Annotated in this window: 16 protein-coding genes; 10 read left to right on the plus strand and 6 right to left on the minus strand. The window is 56.6% G+C overall.

What is annotated here, in order from left to right:
- Positions 1-138: 138 nt before the first annotated feature.
- The 6 genes from xerD (at position 139) to ACFIOZ_RS02355 (ending at position 7,113) form a co-directional block, all read left to right on the plus strand.
- Complete coding sequence (gene xerD / locus ACFIOZ_RS02330; protein ID WP_386081986.1) at positions 139-1,020, plus strand: site-specific tyrosine recombinase XerD; 882 nt, start codon at positions 139-141, stop codon at positions 1,018-1,020.
- Complete coding sequence (locus ACFIOZ_RS02335; RefSeq protein WP_386081989.1) at positions 995-1,798, plus strand: DsbC family protein; 804 nt, start codon at positions 995-997, stop codon at positions 1,796-1,798. Before xerD ends, ACFIOZ_RS02335 begins: the two co-directional genes overlap by 26 nt.
- Before the next feature lie 110 nt (positions 1,799-1,908).
- Entirely contained in the window at positions 1,909-3,225 is a 1,317-nt protein-coding gene (locus ACFIOZ_RS02340; RefSeq protein WP_386081990.1) for a homoserine dehydrogenase, read from the plus strand.
- 6 nt (positions 3,226-3,231) lie between these two features.
- Complete coding sequence (thrC, locus tag ACFIOZ_RS02345) at positions 3,232-4,620, plus strand: threonine synthase (RefSeq protein ID WP_386081992.1); 1,389 nt, start codon at positions 3,232-3,234, stop codon at positions 4,618-4,620.
- Between the two features lie 22 nt (positions 4,621-4,642).
- Positions 4,643-6,454 (plus strand): single-stranded-DNA-specific exonuclease RecJ, encoded by a 1,812-nt coding sequence (locus ACFIOZ_RS02350; RefSeq protein ID WP_386083979.1) that lies wholly within the window; start codon positions 4,643-4,645, stop codon positions 6,452-6,454.
- A 29-nt stretch (positions 6,455-6,483) separates the two neighbouring features.
- On the plus strand, positions 6,484-7,113 hold the full coding sequence (locus ACFIOZ_RS02355; protein WP_308320704.1) for a YitT family protein: 630 nt from the start codon (positions 6,484-6,486) through the stop codon (positions 7,111-7,113).
- A gap of 74 nt (positions 7,114-7,187) precedes the next feature.
- Here the strand turns inward: ACFIOZ_RS02355 and ACFIOZ_RS02360 are convergent, their stop codons facing one another.
- Positions 7,188-9,695, minus strand: a complete 2,508-nt coding sequence (locus tag ACFIOZ_RS02360) for a heavy metal translocating P-type ATPase (protein ID WP_386083981.1) — start codon at positions 9,693-9,695, stop codon at positions 7,188-7,190.
- A 71-nt stretch (positions 9,696-9,766) separates the two neighbouring features.
- Complete coding sequence (locus tag ACFIOZ_RS02365) at positions 9,767-10,195, minus strand: MerR family transcriptional regulator (protein WP_386081993.1); 429 nt, start codon at positions 10,193-10,195, stop codon at positions 9,767-9,769.
- Positions 10,196-10,459: 264 nt separating this feature from the next.
- On the opposite strand from ACFIOZ_RS02365, the gene ACFIOZ_RS02370 reads away from it, so the two are divergent.
- Complete coding sequence (locus ACFIOZ_RS02370; protein ID WP_386081994.1) at positions 10,460-11,791, plus strand: OmpP1/FadL family transporter; 1,332 nt, start codon at positions 10,460-10,462, stop codon at positions 11,789-11,791.
- 96 nt (positions 11,792-11,887) lie between these two features.
- Here ACFIOZ_RS02370 and ACFIOZ_RS02375 read toward each other — a convergent pair whose 3' ends face one another.
- The 4 genes from ACFIOZ_RS02375 to ACFIOZ_RS02390 all read right to left on the minus strand — a co-directional run bounded on the left by ACFIOZ_RS02375 (position 11,888) and on the right by ACFIOZ_RS02390 (position 16,989).
- Entirely contained in the window at positions 11,888-13,501 is a 1,614-nt protein-coding gene (locus ACFIOZ_RS02375) for an ABC transporter ATP-binding protein (protein WP_386081996.1), read from the minus strand.
- A gap of 33 nt (positions 13,502-13,534) precedes the next feature.
- On the minus strand, positions 13,535-14,419 hold the full coding sequence (locus tag ACFIOZ_RS02380; RefSeq protein ID WP_249325724.1) for an ABC transporter permease subunit: 885 nt from the start codon (positions 14,417-14,419) through the stop codon (positions 13,535-13,537).
- Positions 14,406-15,335, minus strand: coding sequence for an oligopeptide ABC transporter permease OppB (gene oppB, locus ACFIOZ_RS02385; RefSeq protein WP_088698760.1), 930 nt, complete (start codon positions 15,333-15,335; stop codon positions 14,406-14,408). Before oppB ends, ACFIOZ_RS02380 begins: the two co-directional genes overlap by 14 nt.
- A gap of 79 nt (positions 15,336-15,414) precedes the next feature.
- Complete coding sequence (locus ACFIOZ_RS02390; RefSeq protein ID WP_386081998.1) at positions 15,415-16,989, minus strand: peptide ABC transporter substrate-binding protein; 1,575 nt, start codon at positions 16,987-16,989, stop codon at positions 15,415-15,417.
- Positions 16,990-17,232: 243 nt separating this feature from the next.
- Between ACFIOZ_RS02390 and prfB the strand changes: the two genes are divergently transcribed.
- The 3 genes from prfB to ACFIOZ_RS02405 all read left to right on the plus strand — a co-directional run bounded on the left by prfB (position 17,233) and on the right by ACFIOZ_RS02405 (position 20,348).
- A protein-coding gene (gene prfB / locus ACFIOZ_RS02395) for a peptide chain release factor 2 (RefSeq protein ID WP_386082000.1) occupies positions 17,233-18,331 on the plus strand; the annotation gives its coding sequence in 2 pieces (ribosomal slippage) (positions 17,233-17,307 and positions 17,309-18,331; 1,098 coding nt in all).
- A gap of 34 nt (positions 18,332-18,365) precedes the next feature.
- A complete protein-coding gene (lysS, locus tag ACFIOZ_RS02400; protein ID WP_386082003.1) occupies positions 18,366-19,877 on the plus strand; it encodes a lysine--tRNA ligase in 1,512 nt (503 codons plus the stop codon).
- Positions 19,878-19,961: 84 nt separating this feature from the next.
- Positions 19,962-20,348 (plus strand): hypothetical protein, encoded by a 387-nt coding sequence (locus ACFIOZ_RS02405; RefSeq protein ID WP_386082005.1) that lies wholly within the window; start codon positions 19,962-19,964, stop codon positions 20,346-20,348.
- Positions 20,349-20,350 lie beyond the last annotated feature (2 nt).

Genomic DNA, 20,350 nt, shown 5'->3' on the forward strand with positions numbered 1-20,350 from the left:
GCTCCTCGGGCGCCCGCTGTTTTCGAACAGATGTTGCGCCCGGATACCAAGACCCCGTCACCGCTTTGCGGGGCGGGGTTTTTTTATCTAAATGCATGTTTATGTCGCTGAATAAAAGCGGCTGAAGGTGGCTAGCGTATGAGCGTTATCGATGCCTTTTTAGATGCTCTCTGGCTTGAGCAGGGCGCCAGCGATCATACGTTAGCCGCCTATCGGCGTGATTTAACTGCCTGGCAAAACCACTTGGAGAGCCACGGAGAAGCCCTCTTGGCGCCACCGCCGGATCGCCTCAGTGAATGGCTGGCCAGCCGCCGGGAGGAAGGCTATCAACTGCGCAGCAATGCCCGGCTGCTGTCGACGCTGCGCAGCTTCTATCGCTGGGGGCGTTTAAATAATCAGGTGGAGAGCGATCCGCTCACCGATATCAAGTTACCCCGCGTCATACCAGGTTTGCCGAATACCTTGGAAGAGGATGAGGTAGAGCGTCTGCTGATGGCGCCGGATACCGATACCGCGCTGGGCGTCCGCGACCGCGCCATGCTGGAGTTACTCTATGCCTGTGGTCTGCGTGTCTCTGAACTGGTGGGGCTTACCGGCGACGCAGTTAATTTAAGCCAAAATGTGGTGCGGGTGCGCGGTAAAGGCGACAAAGACCGCCTGGTGCCCATGGGTGAAGAGGCAGCGGATTGGCTGGCGCACTATATGCAGAGCGCACGGCTGGCGCTAATGAGCGACCCGACCCGACCAGCGCTATTTCCTGGGCGGGGCGATAAAGCTATGACCCGACAAACCTTTTGGCACCGGATTAAGGTGCATGCAATAACAGCCGGGATTACTCGACCACTGTCGCCACATACGCTTCGCCATGCATTTGCTACCCATTTATTGAATCATGGGGCCAATTTGCGGGTCGTACAGCTGCTGCTGGGTCATAGCGACCTGTCGACGACCCAAATTTATACCCATGTAGCCCAGGCGCGCTTGGAAAGCCTACATGCAGAACATCACCCAAGAGGCTGAATTGATGATGCGTCAACGCCGTTTAGTTGTACCTCCTCTAGTAACACCTATCTCACTGCTGACGTGCCTGTTAACCGTCAGCCTGTTACCTTCCGCTGCCCTGGCGGACGAGGTGGCTGATCGACTGACTGAATCGCTGAGTGTTAATGGACAGAAAATGCCGGTTGAAACGGTCACTGAGACACCCATGGAGGGCGTCTATCATGTGCAGCTGGAGAGTGGCGAAGCCTTCTACTCCAACGCTGACGGTAGCCACTTTCTGGTCGGTGACCTATACGAAAATGGCGATGAAGGGTTGGTCAATTTGACCGAACAAGAGCAGAACCAAGAACGTGCCGATGCGCTGGCAGCCGTGCCTGACAGTGAGTTGGTGATCTTCCGTGGTGCCGAAGAACCGAAAGCCACTATAACGGTGTTTACTGACCCTACTTGCCCCTACTGCGCGCGGTTACACGACACCATTCCGGAGTTGAACGAACGCGGTATTGCCGTTCACTATATGGCGTTTCCCCGTGCGGGCATGGGCAGCCAAGCGGCGACCACGCTGCAGCAGGTATGGTGCTCGGATAATCGCAGCGAAGCGATGACCCAAGCCAAAGAGGGTGAGGCGATTTCCAGTGCTGCAGACTGCGACAATCCGGTGGCGGGGCAGTATGATCTGGGTAAGGCGCTGGGCGTACAGGGCACGCCGGCGATTATTTTGCCCAATGGGCAAATGGTGCCGGGGTTTGTCCCCCCCGAGCGGCTCTCTGCCATGTTAGGCTTGGATGACGCATAACGTCACCTTCAAAGATAAAGCAAAACGCTGAGACACGGTCTTTAAGATCGACTTCAAAACCGTAATTAAGGCCAGCACCGCCAGGTGCATAACACAAAAGGGGAAGTATTTTGAAACCGGTAAGAGTAGGTATTTGTGGTCTAGGTACTGTCGGTGGCGGCACCTTTAACGTATTGACTCGCAACGCTGATGATATTGCGCGTCGTGCTGGCCGCCCTATTGTGATTGAGCAGGTTGCTCACCGCAGTATTCATCCTGACTGCGATATTACCGGCATCAATGCCACTTCCGATGTGTTTGAGGTTGCAACCAACCCCAATGTAGATGTCCTGGTGGAGCTGATTGGCGGTTACGATATCGCCCGTGAACTGGTGCTCACCGCCATTGAAAACGGCAAGCATGTGGTCACCGCCAACAAGGCGCTGATTGCGGTTCACGGTAACGAAATCTTCAAGGCCGCTCACGAGAAAGGCGTCATCGTGGCGTTTGAGGCCGCAGTAGCCGGCGGTATTCCCGTCATTAAATCGCTGCGCGAAGGGCTGGGTGCCAACCGTATCGAGTGGGTGGCGGGCATTATCAACGGCACCGGCAACTATATTCTTACCCATATGCGCGATGAAGGTCGCGCCTTTGAAGACGTGCTCGCAGAAGCTCAGGCGCTAGGCTACGCCGAATCTGACCCCACCTTTGACGTGGAAGGTATCGATGCCGCGCACAAGCTGACGATTTTGGCCTCAATTGCCTACGGCGTGCCGCTGCAGTTCGAGAAAGCCTTCACCGAAGGTATCTCGCGGATTACTGCGGAAGATGTCGAGCAAGCCGACAATCTAGGCTACGTGATCAAGCACCTGGGTATCTCCAAGCGTACCGATCAAGGCCTGGAACTGCGGGTTCACCCCACGCTGATTCCTAAAGAGCGCCTGCTGGCCAATGTTCATGGCGTCAAAAATGCTATTGCGGTAATGGGCGACGCGGTAGGGCCGACGCTCTACTACGGCGCCGGCGCCGGCGCAGAGCCGACTGCTTCAGCGGTGGTGGCCGACTTACTCGACGTGGCGCGGGATATCTCCACCGACCACCACTACCGGGTTCCCTACCTCGCGTTTAGCGGCATCGACGAAGATGTCAGTCAACTGCCCATCATGCCGATGGAAGATATCATCACCGCCTACTATCTGCGTCTGTTGGCGGTGGATCGCCCCGGGGTACTGGCCCGGGTGGCGACTATTCTGGCCGAGCAGGGCATCTCTATCGAAGCGCTGATCCAGAAAGAGGCTACCGAAGGCGAACTGGTGCCCATCATTCTGTTAACTCATCGCACCAAAGAGAAGCAGATGAACGCCGCGATCCGCGAAATTGAGTCCATGGCCGATATTGCCGGCCCCGTTACACGCATCCGCGTGGAAAGCCTGGACGAGGGGGAGTAAGCCTAGATGCGCTATATCAGCACGCGTGGGCAGGCGCCCGCGCTCTCCTTTGAAGAAGTGGTGCTCACCGGTATGGCCAGTGACGGTGGCCTCTATGTGCCGGAAACACTGCCTGAGTTCTCCCGGGAAGAGCTGGCCGACATGGCCGGGCTCTCCTATGCGGAAATTGCCTTTCGTGTGATGAAGCCGTTTGTAAACGGTGAGATCGACGACGAGACTTTCCGCAACATCGTGACCGAGGCCTACGCGACCTTTAATCACGACGCCGTGCTGCCGCTCAAACAGCTGGATGCCAATCACTTCCTGCTTGAGCAGTTCCACGGCCCGACCCTGGCGTTTAAAGACGTAGCGTTACAGCTGCTCGGCCGCTTGCTCGATCACTTTCTGAAAAAGCGCGGCGAGCGCGCGGTGATCATGGGCGCAACCTCCGGCGATACCGGCTCAGCGGCCATCGAAGGCTGCCGCCACTGCGATAACCTGGACATCTTTATCCTGCACCCGCACAACCGGGTCTCGGAAGTTCAGCGTCGGCAAATGACTTCGGTGTTGGCCAATAACGTCTTCAATATTGCCATTGAGGGCAATTTTGACGACGCCCAGGCGATGGTCAAAGCCAGCTTTGCCGATCAGTCGTTCCTCAACGGTACGCGTTTGGTTGCGGTGAACTCGATCAACTGGGCGCGCATTATGGCGCAGATCGTTTACTACATTGCCTCAGGCGTTGCCCTGGGTGCGCCGCACCGTGAAGTGAGCTTCTGTGTGCCGTCGGCTAATTTTGGCAACGTTTTTGCGGGCTACATGGCCTATAAAATGGGGTTGCCGGTGAAACAGTTCATCATCGCCACTAACGCCAACGACATTCTGCACCGCACCCTGGCCGCCAACGACTTCTCCAAAAAAGAGCTGGCGGCAACGCTGGCGCCCTCCATGGATATCGTCGTGTCGTCCAACTTTGAGCGCCTGCTGTTTGACGCTTACGACCGCGATGGCTTAGCCGTGGCGGCGCTGCTTGAGCGCTTCCAGCAGGAACCCACGGCGCTGGCCGATGCGCCACTGGCCAAGCTGCGCGAGAAGTTTTCCAGCTACAGCGTGGATGATGCGACGATTCTGGAAGTGATTCGCGATGCCCATAAGCGCACCGGCGAAATGCTCGACCCGCATACCGCCACCGGCTATCGCGCTGCCGAGCGCGCCCGTGCGGATCAGTCAACGCCGATGATAACCCTGGCCACTGCGCACCCGGCCAAGTTTGCCGAAGCGGTCGTGAAAGCGGGCTTCCTGGGCGTGCCGCTGCCGCCGCATATGGAAGACCTGATTGAGCGGGAAGAGCGCTACACGGTGCTGCCCGCTGAGCTTACCGCGGTGCAGCAGTTTGTCGTGGAAAATCGTCGTTGAAGGCCCGTTCGTTGAAATGCCGATGACCTCCGTCACCGACTTACCTCAGGGCGAGCGCTCCTCACGCTCAGCTGGGCCGCGTTTAGAGCCTCGTCCGATAGACGAGGCGCTCTATGCCCGTGCTCAGGCGGAGGGGTTAAGCGAACTGCAGGCGCGTTTGCTGGCCTCACGCTTACCGGGCTACAGTGGTGAGTTGCTACCCTTAATCTCGCCCAGCCTGCGCTATCTGGCCCACCCGGAGAAGCTTGCCGACGGTCGCCGGGCCGCTGAGCGTATTGCTCAGGCGGTCACGGAGGGTGAGGCGATCGGTATTCTTACCGACTACGATGTGGACGGTATTACCTCCCACGTGGTGATTCGGCGCACCCTGGTAGAGTTGTTTGGGGTACCGGAAGGCAAGCTGCACAGCCTGATTGGACACCGTATTCACGACGGCTACGGCATTAGCCTGCCACTGGTAGAGCGCACCCTGGCGCAAAAGCCGTTTCCTACCCTGGTCATCACCGCTGATTGTGGCAGTAGTGATGAACCGCGTATCGCGCGCTTAAAAACCGCGGGTATCGACGTGGTGGTCAGCGACCACCACGCACTGCCCATTGAGGGGCCACCAAGCTCGGCATTCGCCTGTGTTAACCCTACCCGGGATGACTGTGAGTATCCTGATAAAACCATTGCCGGCTGTATGGTGGCGTGGCTGTTGATGTCACTCGCCCGCGGCGTGCTGATTGAGTGGGGGGCGCTTTCAGCGTCGACGCCCAAGCTGTCGCCCTGGCTCTCTTACGTAGCGCTGGGCACGGTCGCCGATTGTGTCTCCCTGGGCGGTAGCCCCGCTAACCGCGCGGTGGTCAATCAAGGTTTAAAACTGATCAATCGTATGGATGCGGCGTGCTGGCGGGCGATGGCTACCCGCCTGGGGGCTGACAGCGTGCCGTTTAATGCTGAAACGCTAGCATTTCAGATGGGGCCGCGTATTAACGCGCGTTCGCGGCTGGACGACCCCTACGCGGCGCTCCACTTTATGCTCGCGGAGAACGATGGCGTCGCCAATCGCCAGCTCGACGTGCTGGATCAGGATAACCAGTCCCGCAAAGCCATTGAGGCCGATATGGCCGCCGAGGCGCGCACTCTTGCCACAGCGGCGCTGGACGCCGATGAGCCCGCCGTGGTGGTGCTGCTTGAAGATGGCCACCCTGGCGTACAGGGCATTGTCGCCTCGCGGTTGGTACAGGCTTATGGACGCCCAGCGTTGGTGCTTACCCAGGCGTCGGCGCCAGGGATGCTCACCGGTTCTGGCCGCTCCATTGACGGGCTGCACCTGCGTGATGCCTTACAGCGTACTTTCGAGCTCGCTCCCCAGGCGTTGCCACGCTTTGGCGGCCATAGTGGCGCGGCCGGGGTCGGCGTTCCAAAGGATCAGCTTGAGGCCTTTAAAGCGGCCTTCCTGCAGGCAGTAGGCGAGCAGTTGGCGGGGCGAGCGCTCTATCCGCGACTCTGGACGGATGGTGAACTCTCTACGGCGCAGCTTTCGCTGACCACCTTGCAGGAGATCGAAACCCTTGGCCCCTACGGACGTGAATTCGACCCACCGCTGTTTGAGGGGCGTTTTATCGTTGAAGCGCTGCGCCCGGTGGGCGCCGAAGGTTCCCACCTGATGTTGGAGCTCTCCACCGGCCCGGTAACCTGCAAAGCGATCTGGTTTCGCGCCCTAACGCCGGGGGAGCTGCCTGGGTTTAACGTCGGCGATACGTTGCACTGTGCTTACAAGCTTAACCGCAACCGCTGGCGTGGCCGGGAGACGCTGCAGTTAATGGTCGAGCACGCCAGCGCCATTTAAGCCTAATAACTATCAAGTAAGGACGCCCCATGCGCGTGGAAGATTTTCCCCAGGATCCGCATCGCCCCTATGAAGATTTGATGGCGATGCTGCTGGGCACCTTCTTTGTTGCCCTGGGGGTGACCTTTTATACCCATGCGGTACTATTGACGGGCAGCACGGCGGGCTTAGCGCTGCTGTTGAGCTATATGACCAGCAGCATTACCGGCTGGGGCTTTGGGGTGTACTTTTTTGCCATTAACCTACCGTTTTACTATTTGGCTGTGAAGCGCATGGGCTGGAGTTTTACCCTGCGTACCTTCGCCGCCATCGGCTTGGTGTCACTGTTTTCCGAGCTCACCCAAGGCTGGGTGCAATTTGCTAACGTGCCTTCGCTCTACGCCGCCTTGATGGGCGGCGCGCTGATGGGCATCGGCATGCTGATGCTGTTTCGCCACCGCACCAGCCTGGGCGGTATCAATATCCTCGCGCTCTATCTGCAGGATAAACACGGCCTGCGTGCAGGCTACGTTCAACTGGCTATCGACGGCGTCATCCTGCTGATTGCACTTACGCAACTGCCGCTGGATCGCGTGGGCTACTCAGTGCTGGGAGCCCTGACCCTCAACCTGATTATCGCCCTGAACCATAAGCCAGGGCGTTATATTGGGGTGAGCTAAAAACGTTTAGCTAAGCCAGAACCACCACACAATCAGCCCGATAAGCCCAAGCCCCGCCAAGTTGATCAGTAAACTCATGAGGATTCCTCCTGGCTGGCTTTCCATAGCCGCAAGCGGTTGGCGTTACTCACCACGGTGATGGAGGAGAGCGACATGGCGGCTCCGGCAATCATTGGTGAAAGCAGCGTGCCGGTTATTGGGTAGAGCACACCTGCGGCAATGGGAATACACAGCACGTTATAACCAAAGGCGCCCACCAGGTTCTGTTTGATGTTGCGCAGGGTGGCGCGGCTGATCTCAATGGCGGACGCTACTCCGTGCAACGAGCCGCGCATTAGCGTGATGCCCGCGCTCTCAATGGCCACATCGGTGCCCTGGCCAATGGCAAAGCCCACATTCGCGCGAGCGAGCGCGGGGGCATCATTGATGCCATCGCCTACCATACCAACGATCTCCCCCGCCTGCTGACGGCGCTCAATCTCGGCGTGCTTATCCTCGGGTAACAGTCCCGCTCGGAACTCATCAATGCCCACTTCCTGGGCAATGGCCCTGGCGGTGTGCTCGTTATCACCGGTTAACATAACGATGGTTAAACCATCTTTTTGCAGGCGCTTGATCGCGGCCACGGTGTCGTGACGCAGCGGGTCGCTGATGCCAAATAGCGCGGCCAGCTTGCCCTCCACCGCCAGGTACACCAGCGTGCGCGCCTGCGCCTCAAGCGCTTGGGCCTGGGCGTCACCTGCCGTGAGATCCACGCCTGCCTCTTTAAGCAGGCGCGCATTGCCCAGCAGCAGCGCTTTACCGTCGGCGGTTTTGGCTTTCACCCCGCCGCCGGTCACGCTATCGAAATCATGAATCTCGGCAGGGTGGGCGTTGTGTTCCTCCGCGTAGGTCATTAACGCCGCCGCCAGTGGGTGCTCGGAGCCGCGCTCCAGCGCGTTGACTAGCGCCAGTGCGGTGGATTGCTCCATGCCAAACAGCTGTGCATCGGTGACGCTGGGTTTGCCCTGGGTGAGGGTGCCGGTCTTATCGACCACCAGCGTGGTCAGCTTGCTGGCGGTCTGCAGCGCTTCGCCGCTGCGAACTAACACCCCATGCTCTGCCGCTTTACCGACGCCGATCATGGTCGAGATTGGGGTTGCCAGACCCAACGCGCAGGGGCAGGCAATAATCAGCACGGTGGTCGCCGTGACCAGCATATAAATCACTTCCGGCGCAGGCCCAAAGTTGAACCACACCAGGGCAGTCAATATGGCAATAACCATGACGGAAGGAACAAAAACACTGGAGACCTGGTCGGCCAGCTCGCCAATCGGTGGGCGCGAGTTCTGGGCACTCGCTACCTGTTCGGTAATCTGCCCCAAACGCGTGTCGCTGCCCACCCGGGTGGCGTGATAGATCAGCCCGCCACGGCCATTCACGGTGCCCGCACTGACCTCATCCCCCGCGCTCTTGGCAACGGGTAACGGCTCGCCGGTAAGCATTGACTCATCAATATGGCTCTGGCCCTCAATAACGTCGCCATCTACCGGCAAGCGCTCGCCGGGGCGTACTCGAATCTGGTCTCCAGTGCGTACGGCATCAATCTCGATCTCCTGCTCATGGCCGTCGCGGATGACCCGCGCCGTGCGGCTTTGCAGATCAAGGAGTCGCTTTAATGCATCGCTGGTGCGCCCTCGGGCGCGAAGCTCCATGGCATTGCCGAGCAGAATCAGCCCAATCACCATGGCCGAAGCTTCAAAATAGATGCCCTGGGCGACCTCGGGAAGCCAGGGTGCAAACAGCACCACCGCCATTGAGTACAACCAAGCGGTGCCTGTACCCAGTGCCACTAGCGTATCCATATTGGCTTGGTGGTGCTTGAACTGCTTCCAGGCATTGACGAAAAAGTGTCGACCCGGAAAGGCCATAATGCCTAGCGTGAGCAGGCCAATCCCCAGCCAGTAGAGACGCCCCAGCCCCATCGGATGGGGGTGGAAAAAGAGCATGCTGAGCATCAGCGGAATGGCCAGTGCCAGTGAAATGGTGCTGCCACGCAGCCGTTTCTGGTAAGTCTTGGCATCCTGCTCGGCACGAGTGCGTTCCGCTTCCCGCATATCCACAATGGGTTCGGCACCGTAGCCGGCTGACTCAACCGCGGCGATTAACGCTTGGGCCGTTGCACTGCCAAACACCTGGGCGGAGTGGGTGCCAAAATTGACGCTGGCGGTGTCGACTCCCTCAGTTCTCTCTAGCGCTTTCTGCACGCTCTTAACGCAGCTGGCGCAGGTCATCCCGCTAATTGCCAGGCGCTGCTTTGTGCCTTGCCCTGTTTGGTAATGGGCTTGAGCACTTGCGGTTTTTTCAGCTTCAGCGGATGACACTGTTTCTGGCTGCTTATCGGCCGCGTCCGGAGCTGCCTCATCCAGAGCTGCTTGGGCTGGCGGATAGCCCGCCTCGGTCAAGCGTTGATCAAGCTCGGCGTCGGTTAGCGATGAAACAATCTCAAGGCGTTTTTCGCTAGGCGTGCCGGTGACGTCTGCTTCAGGGTCACCACTTTGAATCGCTTCGCGCATGCGCTTGACGCAGCCCTGGCAATTCATGCCAGGAATGATCCGGGTGGTGACTCCATTGGCAGGGCTTTCACTTGAGGCTGCTTCGGTAAAGGCGTCGCTCATGGGGTCTCCTTGATAGGCGTGGCGTCAGGAAAGCTCTCAATCAGGCGGCACACGCTGTGGCCGTCGGGGGATCCGTCGGGCATTTTCTGCCAGCTCTCCATTGCCTGCTCCATGCGCTCGGCCAGTGCTTCCAGTTCGGCAATGCGTGCGCGGATTTGCGGCAGGCGGGTGGCGAGTAAGTCGCGTACCAAAGGGCAGGGGGAGTCGCCTTGGTCAGCGTGAGTTAGGATGTCGCGAATCTCTGCCACGCTAAAACCGAGTTTTCGCGCCCGCTGAATAAAACGCAGCCGCTCTAAGTCGGTATCTGAAAATAGCTGATAGCCATTATCTGGGTGGCGCTGTGGGGCAAGTAACCGCTCACGAGCGTAGTGACGCACGGTCTCAGCGGTAACGCCGCCCCGTTTGGCAAGCTCATTAACTTTCATGGCCTGTTCTCCTGACCGGTTAAATAGTGTCTCTTGAGTGTAGAACCTATGGGTTACCCATAGGTCAAGGCCACCTTTGCTCCATACGCTGAAATGACTAAAACACTGATTTAAAACGGTCGTGCGACTAATGTATAAGGCAAAAATAAAATAAAACGAGCGTTTGCCCTTGAACCTTTGGCTCAGTTGCGAGAAAACAGTCATGTAAAAATAACGAGAGTGGATTGTCGGTATCCACTGGATCATCGGGAAGAGAGGCCTACTATGAAAAATAACTTTAATAAGCTCACCCTGGCCGCTGCTATCACAGCCGCTGCCTTCGCCAGTCAAGCACACGCGGGTGGGTATCAGATTAACGAACAAAGCGTGAGTGGGCAGGGGTATGGTCACGCTGGGCGCAGCTCTAATGTCCATGATGCCACGATCGTGTATGGTAACCCGGCGGGCATGTCGTTTCTTGACCGTGCTCAGGTCACGGTGGGTGCTACGTATCTAAATGTGAATACTGACATCTCTAATGTCGAAGCCTCTCGCTTTATCGACTCTGGGGTTGCGCTAGGTGGCGCGCCAAATGGCAACCAGATTCCCGTCGGAAGCATCCCGGGCGGTAACAATGGCGATATGGTGCCGGGTACCCCAATTCCCTTTGCGTTCTATGCGCAGCCCGTGACTGATCAACTTGCGTTCGGGTTTGGGGTGTATGCTCCTTTTGGCTCCAAAACCGACTACGAAGATGATTTCCAGGGTCGCTATTTTGGCGACTACACTGAAGTCAAAGTGGTGAGTGCGCAGCCGACGGTGTCTTATCGCTTTAACGATCAGTGGTCGGTTGGTGCGGGTATCACCTACAACCAAGTGGAAGGGGAACTGCGTCGCCAGCTTCCCTCTGAGGCTACGTTCAACCCCGCTAATGACATCGACTCACGCGTAGATGGCGACGATGAAGCATGGGGGTATAACCTTGGCGTTATCTATCGCCCAATGCCTGAAACCACGCTGGGCCTGACTTATCGCTCTAAGGTAGATTACACCCTGGAAGGGAATTTTAGTGCTACCGACCCGCTTGGTAATGTCGTTCGCTCGGATAGTGCGAACCTGGACTTAACCACCCCCGAGACGGTTAACTTCTCGGTGACGCAACAAATGAGTGACCGACTGAAGCTGATGTTTGGGGCGTCCTGGGTGCGTTGGAGCCAATTCGATCAAATTCTGGTTACCGGTAGCCAAGGCGATACGATTACCCAGGAAGTTCAGAACTACTCAAATGCCTGGGCGTTTGCCACCGGCGGCGAGTATCAGTTAACGAAGACACTAGCACTGCGTGCTGGGGTTACGTTGGACTTTACACCCACCAATGATGAAGATCGTAGCGTACGTATCCCTTCCGATGATCGGCGCATTTTCTCACTCGGGGCTGGATGGAGCCCAACGCCTGACTTAACTGTCGACGTGGCGTACTCCTATCTCTCAGAGCGTGGCACCTTTGTTGAACAGGATCGTAACGACCTGCTCCAAGGTGTAGGCGGTGCCTCCTACTCAGCCGACTACAAAAACGAAGCCCACGGTTTTGGCGCGCAGTTAACCTATCGCTTTTAAGCCTTAGCGAGCCAAACCCCAATGAAACCCGGCCCACGCCGGGTTTTTTATTGAGCGGCATAACGCTCTCAAGCGTTAAAATGAAAGCTTAAGAACTTAGGCTGCAGGGTTTTCCAGGAAAGCGGCGCGCATCAATTCACTGGTGTAGGTTTGGCGTGGGGTGTTAAACAGCGATTGGGTATCGTTTTGCTCAATGATTTCGCCTTCGCGCATGACGATCACCTCGTCTGCCAACGCACGTACCACGGCAAGGTCATGGCTAATAAACAGGTAGGTCAGTTGGTGACGCTGTTGTAAGTCGCGTAATAGATCGATGATGGTCATTTGAACTGAGCGGTCTAGCGCAGATGTAGGCTCGTCAAGCAACAGAAACTCGGGCTTGACGACGAGTGCTCGGGCAATCGCAATTCTTTGCCGCTGCCCGCCTGAAAATTCATGCGGGTAACGATGCCGATGGGCAGGATCCAGCGCGACTTCTTCGAGAGATTGAATGACCTGTGTATCGCGTTCAGCTCTGGTCAGCAAGGGGTGATGGACGCGCAGCCCCTCACCAATGATTTCTCCCACCGTCATGCGTGGGGAAAGTGAACCAAAGGGATCTTGGAAGACAACTTGCATACGCGCCCGTATCGGTTGCATCCCCGCACGGTCAAGTTGGGCAACGTCGATATCATCGAAACGTATCTTACCGTGACTTTTCACCAGACGAAGCAGTGCACGGCCCAGGGTGGTTTTGCCAGAACCTGATTCGCCTACAATGCCTAAGGTTTGGCCTTTGCGTAGCGTCAGGTTGATGTTTTTCACTGCTTCAAAATAGCGGTTAGGGCCAAAGAGCTGCTTTTTAATCGCAAAACGCACGCTGAGGTTGCTGGCTGTAAGCAAAACGGGGGCCGTGTCGGGAACGGGCGCCTTTTGGCCGCTTGGATTGGCGGCGATTAGCATCTGCGTATAAGGGTGCTGTGGTGACTGGAACAGGGTGTTGGTTGCCCCCGATTCTACGATTTCTCCGTGCTGCATAACGCATACGCGATCGGCTAAGTGACGAACAACCCCCAGGTCGTGGGTGATAAACAAAATAGCCATGCCGTAGCGGGCCTGGAGATCTTTCAGAAGCGCGAGTATCTGAGCTTGCACGGTCACATCAAGGGCCGTGGTTGGTTCATCGGCAATCAGCAGTTTAGGCTCGCAAGCCAGCGCCATAGCAATCATCACTCGTTGACGCTGGCCGCCGGAAAGTTCATGCGGGTAACTGTCGACTCGGCGTTCAGGCTCAGGAATACCCACTTGCTCAAGCAGTTCTAGCACGCGTAGATGTGAGTCGCGACCACGTAGTTTTGTGTGTTTATGCAATACTTCACGGATCTGCTTACCAATGCGGTGCAGTGGGTTGAGCGAGGTCATTGGCTCTTGAAAGATCATGGATATTTCATTGCCACGGATGGCCCGCAGACGCTGACGGCTAACCGTTAGCAAGTCTTCATCACCTGCGCCGTCATGCCAGTGAATGCTGCCCGTGGCGTTAGCTAGCTCGGGCAGAAGCCCCATCGCGGCAGTCGAGGTAATCGACTTGCCAGAGCCCGACTCTCCCACAAGCGCCATTGTCTCGCCTTGATTAAGCGTAAAGCTAACGTTTTTAACTGCAGTAACGGTGCCATTGGGGAGTTCGAAGTCTACGCGCAGGTGATCAAATTCCAGCAGTGGTTGTGGCATATCGCCTCCTTGCCTTTATTAACGCGTCTTTTATTAACGTGTTTTGGGATCAAGGGCGTCGCGCAGACCGTCCCCCAGAAAGTTTAAGCACAGCAGGGTGGTGGCGAGAAATGCTGAGGGAACCATCAGCATCCAAGGCGCCGTTTCCATCATGTCTTTGCCTTCACTGATCAGAACGCCCCAACTGGTTAAGGGTTCTTGAACGCCAAGCCCCAGAAAAGACAAAAAACTTTCCAGTAAAATCACTTTAGGTACGGTGAGAGTGACGTAAATGATCACCGGGCCAAGTGCATTGGGAATCAGGTGGCGGGTGACGATCTTAAAGCTGCTCACGCCAAGCGCATGGGCGGCTTCTACGAATTCACGGCGCTTTAATGCCAGTACTTGGCCGCGCACGATACGCGACATATCAAGCCATTCGACGGCACCGATGGCGGCGTAGATGAGCAGGATATTGCGTCCGAAAACCACCATCAGCAAGATGACCATAAACATAAACGGTAGTGAGTACATGATGTCGACAAAGCGCATCATCAGGTTGTCGATCCGCCCACCGAAATAGCCAGCGATGGCGCCATACAATACACCTATCACCAGGGAAACAAGGGTGGCGACGATGGCAACAGAGAGCGAGATTTGCCCGCCGTGGAAGACTCGCGTCAAGAGGTCACGCCCATTGGCATCGGTGCCGGCCAAGTGACCACTTTCCATGTTGGGCGGTGCTAAAAAGGCATTCCAATCCACTTCATCGAGTGCCCAGGGTGTTAGCCAGGGGCCGACGAGGCAAACGAGGGTAATCAGCGCGATGAGTACGAGGCTGGCCAAAGCCGCTTTGTTTTGGCGTAGCCGTCGCCAAGCTTCGCCGCCCAGGCTATGGCCAGCGATCGGCGGGGACGATACGGTATTAGTCATTGTCATAACGAATCTGCGGATCCAGTGCCGAGTAGAGTAAATCGACCAAAAGGTTGAGTAGCACGATCAGGGCGCTATAAAACACCACCGTGCCCATTACCAGGGTGTAGTCACGATTAAGCGCAGCTTGGACAAAATAGCGGCCAATCCCGGGGATGCCGAAAATTTGTTCAATCACGACTGACCCAGTGATAATGCCGGCAATGGCAGGGCCCAAGTAGGAAATAACCGGTAGCATTGAAGGGCGCAGGGCGTGGCGCAGAATCACTTCACTCTCGTTGAGTCCTTTGGCCCGCGCGGTGCGGATGAAGTGGCTGCCTAACACTTCAATCATGCTGGCTCGCGTCATGCGGGCAATATAGGCAATCTGTTGAAGGGAGAGGGCGACAATAGGAAGCACCATATTTCGCCAATGCCCATCGTTCCAGCCGCCGACCGGTAGCCAGGCCAAAAAAACACCGAACACCAGCGCCAATAGCGGGGCAACCACAAAGTTGGGAATGGCCACCCCAGCAAGCGCTGTGCCCATCACCATATAGTCAATCGTGGAGTTGCGTTTAAGTGCCGCAATAACCCCCATGGGAATACCGACCAGAAGCGCGAGGCTGATTGCCCATAGGCCGAGTTCCAGGCTGACAGGGAAGCCTTGAGCGACAAGCTCGGTAACCGAAAAATCCTTGTATTTGAATGAGGGGCCAAGGTCGCCTTGAAGCAGGTTTCCCATGTAGGTGATATATTGCTCCCAGACGGGTTTGTCCAGGCCGTACGAAGCCATGAGATTGGCCTCTATCTCAGGCGGTAGTTGTCGTTCACCGTCGAAGGGGCCGCCGGGGGCCAAGTGCATTAAAAAGAACGACAGGGTAATCACAATCCATAGCGTCGGGATCGCCTGAAGTAAGCGTCTTAAGGTGTAGTTGAGCATTATCGGGCCTCGCTCCTCAGGCCAAAGGCCTGAGGGGGGTAGCGGTAGTCAGTTGTGATAAAAAACGAACTACAGGGAATCAATCGTCGAAGTGAACCCAGCGTGAGCGATGGATATCTTCAATATTGGTTTCCCAGCCGGAAATGTCGGGGCTAACAAGATTGCGCGAGACGTAGTAGTAGATCGGTAGCGTAGCGCTGTTTTCCAGGGCGAGGGTCTCTGCTTCGGCCATGATGTCGGCTCGCTTATCCAGATCCTGAGTATTCGCGGCTCCGCTCATCAGAGCATCAAACTCCGGCGAGCTGTAGGCACCGTAATTATTAGATACGTTACTCTCCAACAGGCTCAGAAAGTTTTGGGCGTCGTTGTAGTCACCGATCCAGCCGGCCCTGGCAACATCGAAGTCGCCCTGACGAATATCCGCGTAGTGAACGGCTACCTCCGAGTTATACAGCTCTACCTCAACGCCCAGGGGTTTCCACATGGCTGCAATGGCGATGGCGACTTTGCGATGATCCTCGCTGGTGTTATAGCGCAGCATGAGTTCCAGCGGATTATCAGGGCCATAGCCTGCTTCCTGGAGCAACTCTCGGGCGCGCTCCAAGCGCTCATCCTGGGATAGTTCGGCGAAGCTGGCGGTGGGCGCTTCATAGTGACTGACATTGGGCGGAACGAAACTGTACGCAGGCACTTCGCCAGTGCCAAGTATTTGATCGGTAATGACTTCGCGACGAACGGCCAAACTAAGCGCTTCACGGACACGCGGGTCAGTGGTCGCATGGCCATCACGAGCATTGAAAACGTAGTAATAAATGCCGAGGTAGGGGGCTACCTGAACGGCTTCAGGCAGGTTATCCATCAGCCAGTCATACTGCTGGGTGGGAAACTCCCGAGCGATATCAATCTCTCCTGCCCGGAAACGGTTGAGCGCTGTGTTGCGCTCTTCAATAGGGAAGTAAACGATTTCGTCCAGTGCTACCTGATCAGCATCGTGAAAATTGGGGTTGCGGGTGGCTGTGATACGCGTTTGCGACTGCCAATCCTCTAGCTGAAAAGCACCATTGGAGACCATATTGCCGGGTCTGGACCACTCATTGCCATGTGCTTCCACCGTGTGACGTGGCAGCGGATAGGCGGTGTAGTGGGAGAGCTGATCTAAAAAATAAGGTGTTGAACGCTCTAGGGTGATTTGCAGTGTCGACGCGTCGATGGCTTGCACGCCGAGGGTGCTTGTATCGGCCTCACCTGCATAGACAGCTTCAGCATTTTTAATTGGATATAGCAGATAGGCGTAATTTGCGGCGGTGGCTGGTGATAAAATGCGCTGAAAGGCGAACACAAAATCATCAGCAGTGACAGGTTCACCGTCCGACCATTTTGCATCGTCTCTCAGTGTGAAAGTGTATACCGTACCGTCATCGGAGATTTCCCAGGATTCTGCAACGCCGGGAATACGCGACCCATCGGCTGCTTCAGTGACAAGGCCTTCAAAAAGGTCGCCCACCACATCGTTTTCCCAGACGCCGCTAATTTTGTGCGGATCTAGAGAGGCGGGCTCACCCAGAATGGCTAAACGCAGTGTATCCGCCTGGAGAGGTGTGGCGCAGCTTAGGGCCAACGCCATTGAGCCCATGAGAGTGCGAGTTTTTAGCATTCTGATCCCTCCAATATTATTTTAATACGATTGTTTGACTGTTTGAGTACTAGTTAAGTACTAGCATCGGGGAAAAGTAGGCGTCTATAAGAAATTAAACATGTGGCTATGCGCAATTTCGATACTACGGGCGTTATGTGCGACAAGCCTGCATGGTTGTTGGCAGCCAATTTCGCTACACTATGCGCTTTTCTGATCGATACACCTCTGTACGATCCGAGTAGACCAAGCTAGGGCGATCCCATGTTGGAAACCAATCCGATCCACAACCAGCTTAAGGACCTGTCTGAGCGGACAGACGTTCTTAGGGGGTATCTTTGACTATGCCGAGAAGAAAGATCGGCTAGAAGAGGTCACCCGCGAACTGGAAGATCCCAATGTCTGGAACGATCCAGACTACGCGCAGAAGTTAGGCAAAGAGCGCGCCTCCCTCGAAGCCATAGTGGCCACCATTGATGAACTTGAGCAGGGCCTTGGCGATAGCCGGGATCTGCTGGAGCTTGCCGAAATGGAAGAGGATGAAGGCACCGTCGAAGAAGTGTGCAAAGAGCTGAAGAGCATGCAGGCGGCGTTAGAAAAGCTGGAATTTCGGCGCATGTTCTCTGGTGAAATGGATCAGAACAACGCCTACCTGGAAATTCAGTCCGGCTCTGGTGGCACCGAAGCCCAGGATTGGGCCAATATTTTACTGCGCATGTACCTACGCTGGGCGGAGAGCCACGGCTTCAAAGCCGATATCACCGAAATCTCTGCTGGCGAAGTGGCGGGCATTAAGTCGGCCACGGTGCATATCCAGGGCGATTACGCTTTCGGCTGGCTGCGTACTGAAACCGGCGTGCACCGCTTAGTGCGTAAAAGCCCGTTTGATTCCGGTGGCCGTCGGCATACCTCCTTTGCTTCTGTATTCCTTTCCCCGGAAATTGACGACAGCTTCGAGGTAGAGATTAATCCCTCGGACTTGCGCGTCGATACCTACCGCTCCAGCGGCGCGGGCGGTCAGCACGTAAACACCACCGATTCGGCCGTGCGGATTACCCACGAGCCGACCGGTATCGTCGTGGCCTGTCAGGGGCAACGCAGCCAGCACGCCAACCGCGATTTTGCCATGAAGCAGTTGAAAGCGCGGCTGTGGGAACACGAGATGCAGAAGCGCAACGCCGCCAAGCAGGAGGCCGAGGACTCCAAGGCTGACATCGGTTGGGGCAGCCAGATTCGCTCTTACGTGCTGGATGATCAGCGCATCAAGGATTTGCGCACCAGCGTGCAGTCCAGTAACTGCGATAAAGTGCTCGACGGGGATATTGATCAATTTATCGTCGCCAGCTTGAAGCAAGGTTTGTAATCTTTTTAGCGTTTGAACATGAACAGGGTGCCCCATGGCTAACCAAGACGCGTCTCCTGCAGACAACGAAAACCACCTGATCGCCGAGCGCCGTGCCAAGCTGACTGCTCGCCGTGAGCGCGCCGCTGAGCAGGGAAAGAGTGCGTTTCCCAATGACTTTCGCCGCGACAGCTTAACCGTCGAGCTGCAAAATGCCTTCGGCGATAAAGACAAGGCCGAGCTTGAAGCGCTGGATCACCACGCCGCTGTGGCTGGTCGTGTGATGCGTCAACGTGGCCCCTTCATCGTCATTCAGGACGTGGCCGGGCAGATCCAGCTCTACGTCGATAAAAAGGGCCTGCCTGCCGAGGTACTGGAAGACGTTAAAAGCTGGGACATCGGTGACATCGTCGCTGCCCACGGGCCGGTGCATAAATCCGGCAAGGGCGACCTGTACGTGATGATGAAAGAGGCGCAACTGCTCACCAAGAGCCTGCGCCCGCTGCCGGATAAGTTTCACGGCCTCACCGATATGGAAGCCCGCTATCGCCAGCGCTATGTGGATCTGATCATGAACCCGCAGTCGCGCAAGGTGTTTGAAACCCGCGCCGCGGTGATCAGCTCCATGCGCCGCTTCTTTGAAGCGCGCGGTTTTATGGAAGTAGAGACGCCGATGCTCCAGCCGATCCCCGGCGGCGCGGCGGCACGGCCGTTCATTACCCACCACAATGCGCTGGATATCGACATGTATCTGCGTATTGCGCCAGAGCTTTACCTCAAGCGTCTGGTGGTGGGCGGTTTTGAAAAAGTGTTCGAGATTAACCGCAACTTCCGCAACGAAGGGTTATCAACGCGCCACAACCCAGAATTCACCATGGTGGAGTTCTACTGGGCCTATGCGGATTACCGCGACCTGCTCGATATGACCGAAGCGATGCTGCGCACAGCCGCTGAAGAAGTGCTCGGTAACGCAGTGATTGAGTATCAGGGGGCAAGCTACGATTTCGGCAAACCTTTTGCCCGCTTAACGCTGCGTCAGGCGATTCTTGATCACGGTGACGGCATTGCCGACAGCGACTTGGATTCGTTGGAGGCGGCGCGGGCAACCGCTGAAAAGCTCGGCATCAAGGTCAAAGAGAGCTGGGGTCTGGGTAAGGTGCAAACGGAGATATTTGAAGAGGTTGCCGAGCACAAGCTCGACCAGCCGACCTTTATCACCGAATACCCGGCGGAAGTGAGTCCGCTGGCGCGGCGTAATGACGCTAATCCCTTCGTCACCGACCGCTTTGAGTTCTTTGTAGGGGGGCGCGAAATCGCCAACGGCTTCTCGGAGCTTAACGACGCCGAAGATCAGGCGGATCGCTTCCGTGCCCAGTCCGCGGAAAAAGATGCCGGTGACCTGGAAGCGATGTACTACGATGCAGATTACGTGCGTGCGTTGGAGTACGGCATGCCGCCCACCGCGGGCGAAGGCATCGGTATCGACCGCTTGGTGATGCTGTTCACCGACAGCGCCTCGATTCGCGATGTACTGCTGTTCCCGGCGATGCGCCCTGAAGTGGACTAACACGCTACGATAACGGATGAAAAGTTGGTAAGGGCGCGTTATAGCGCCCATAATGGTCAACGTTTCGACGGCGAGGAGAATCCCATGAAACTGCTTAACCGCTCCGCACTGAGCGTCAGGCCGACCCAGCCCTTTGTGGACTGGATCAACGCGCTGGAACCCACCATGGGAGACGACGACCTGACCCTGGACGACGTCGAACGTGAAAGTACCATTTACCTGATTCCAGAGATGGATACCCCGGAAGCGCTGGAAACCTTTGTGCGCGACCGCTACGTGGAAATTCTCGAGACTGAGCTGCGCGCTTGGGAAGAGGATGAACGTCAGTGGCCGGATAAGCTCGACTGGGCGCTGTTCCAGGCGTTTGTGCGCGTCGAGCACAGCTACCTGGCGATCGACCTGGATGACGAAACGGCGTTAGAGATTTCTGAAGTGGATGATGCGCTGCTGCTCGACAGTGAGCAGGACTAGCT

Origin of the sequence: Vreelandella sp. F11, assembly GCF_042466685.1 — a bacterium.
Lineage (GTDB): Bacteria > Pseudomonadota > Gammaproteobacteria > Pseudomonadales > Halomonadaceae > Vreelandella.

Coding starts and splice junctions, on each gene's coding strand:
- ACFIOZ_RS02380 (WP_249325724.1), bottom strand. CDS start 14,419: ATGACAATGACTAATACCGTATCGTCCCCGCCGATCGCTGGCCATAGC.
- lysS (WP_386082003.1), top strand. CDS start 18,366: ATGGCTAACCAAGACGCGTCTCCTGCAGACAACGAAAACCACCTGATC.
- ACFIOZ_RS02375 (WP_386081996.1), bottom strand. CDS start 13,501: ATGCCACAACCACTGCTGGAATTTGATCACCTGCGCGTAGACTTCGAA.
- ACFIOZ_RS02335 (WP_386081989.1), top strand. CDS start 995: ATGCAGAACATCACCCAAGAGGCTGAATTGATGATGCGTCAACGCCGT.
- ACFIOZ_RS02370 (WP_386081994.1), top strand. CDS start 10,460: ATGAAAAATAACTTTAATAAGCTCACCCTGGCCGCTGCTATCACAGCC.
- ACFIOZ_RS02360 (WP_386083981.1), bottom strand. CDS start 9,695: ATGAATTGCCAGGGCTGCGTCAAGCGCATGCGCGAAGCGATTCAAAGT.
- ACFIOZ_RS02405 (WP_386082005.1), top strand. CDS start 19,962: ATGAAACTGCTTAACCGCTCCGCACTGAGCGTCAGGCCGACCCAGCCC.
- oppB (WP_088698760.1), bottom strand. CDS start 15,335: ATGCTCAACTACACCTTAAGACGCTTACTTCAGGCGATCCCGACGCTA.
- ACFIOZ_RS02390 (WP_386081998.1), bottom strand. CDS start 16,989: ATGCTAAAAACTCGCACTCTCATGGGCTCAATGGCGTTGGCCCTAAGC.
- xerD (WP_386081986.1), top strand. CDS start 139: ATGAGCGTTATCGATGCCTTTTTAGATGCTCTCTGGCTTGAGCAGGGC.
- ACFIOZ_RS02365 (WP_386081993.1), bottom strand. CDS start 10,195: ATGAAAGTTAATGAGCTTGCCAAACGGGGCGGCGTTACCGCTGAGACC.
- thrC (WP_386081992.1), top strand. CDS start 3,232: ATGCGCTATATCAGCACGCGTGGGCAGGCGCCCGCGCTCTCCTTTGAA.
- ACFIOZ_RS02350 (WP_386083979.1), top strand. CDS start 4,643: ATGACCTCCGTCACCGACTTACCTCAGGGCGAGCGCTCCTCACGCTCA.
- ACFIOZ_RS02355 (WP_308320704.1), top strand. CDS start 6,484: ATGCGCGTGGAAGATTTTCCCCAGGATCCGCATCGCCCCTATGAAGAT.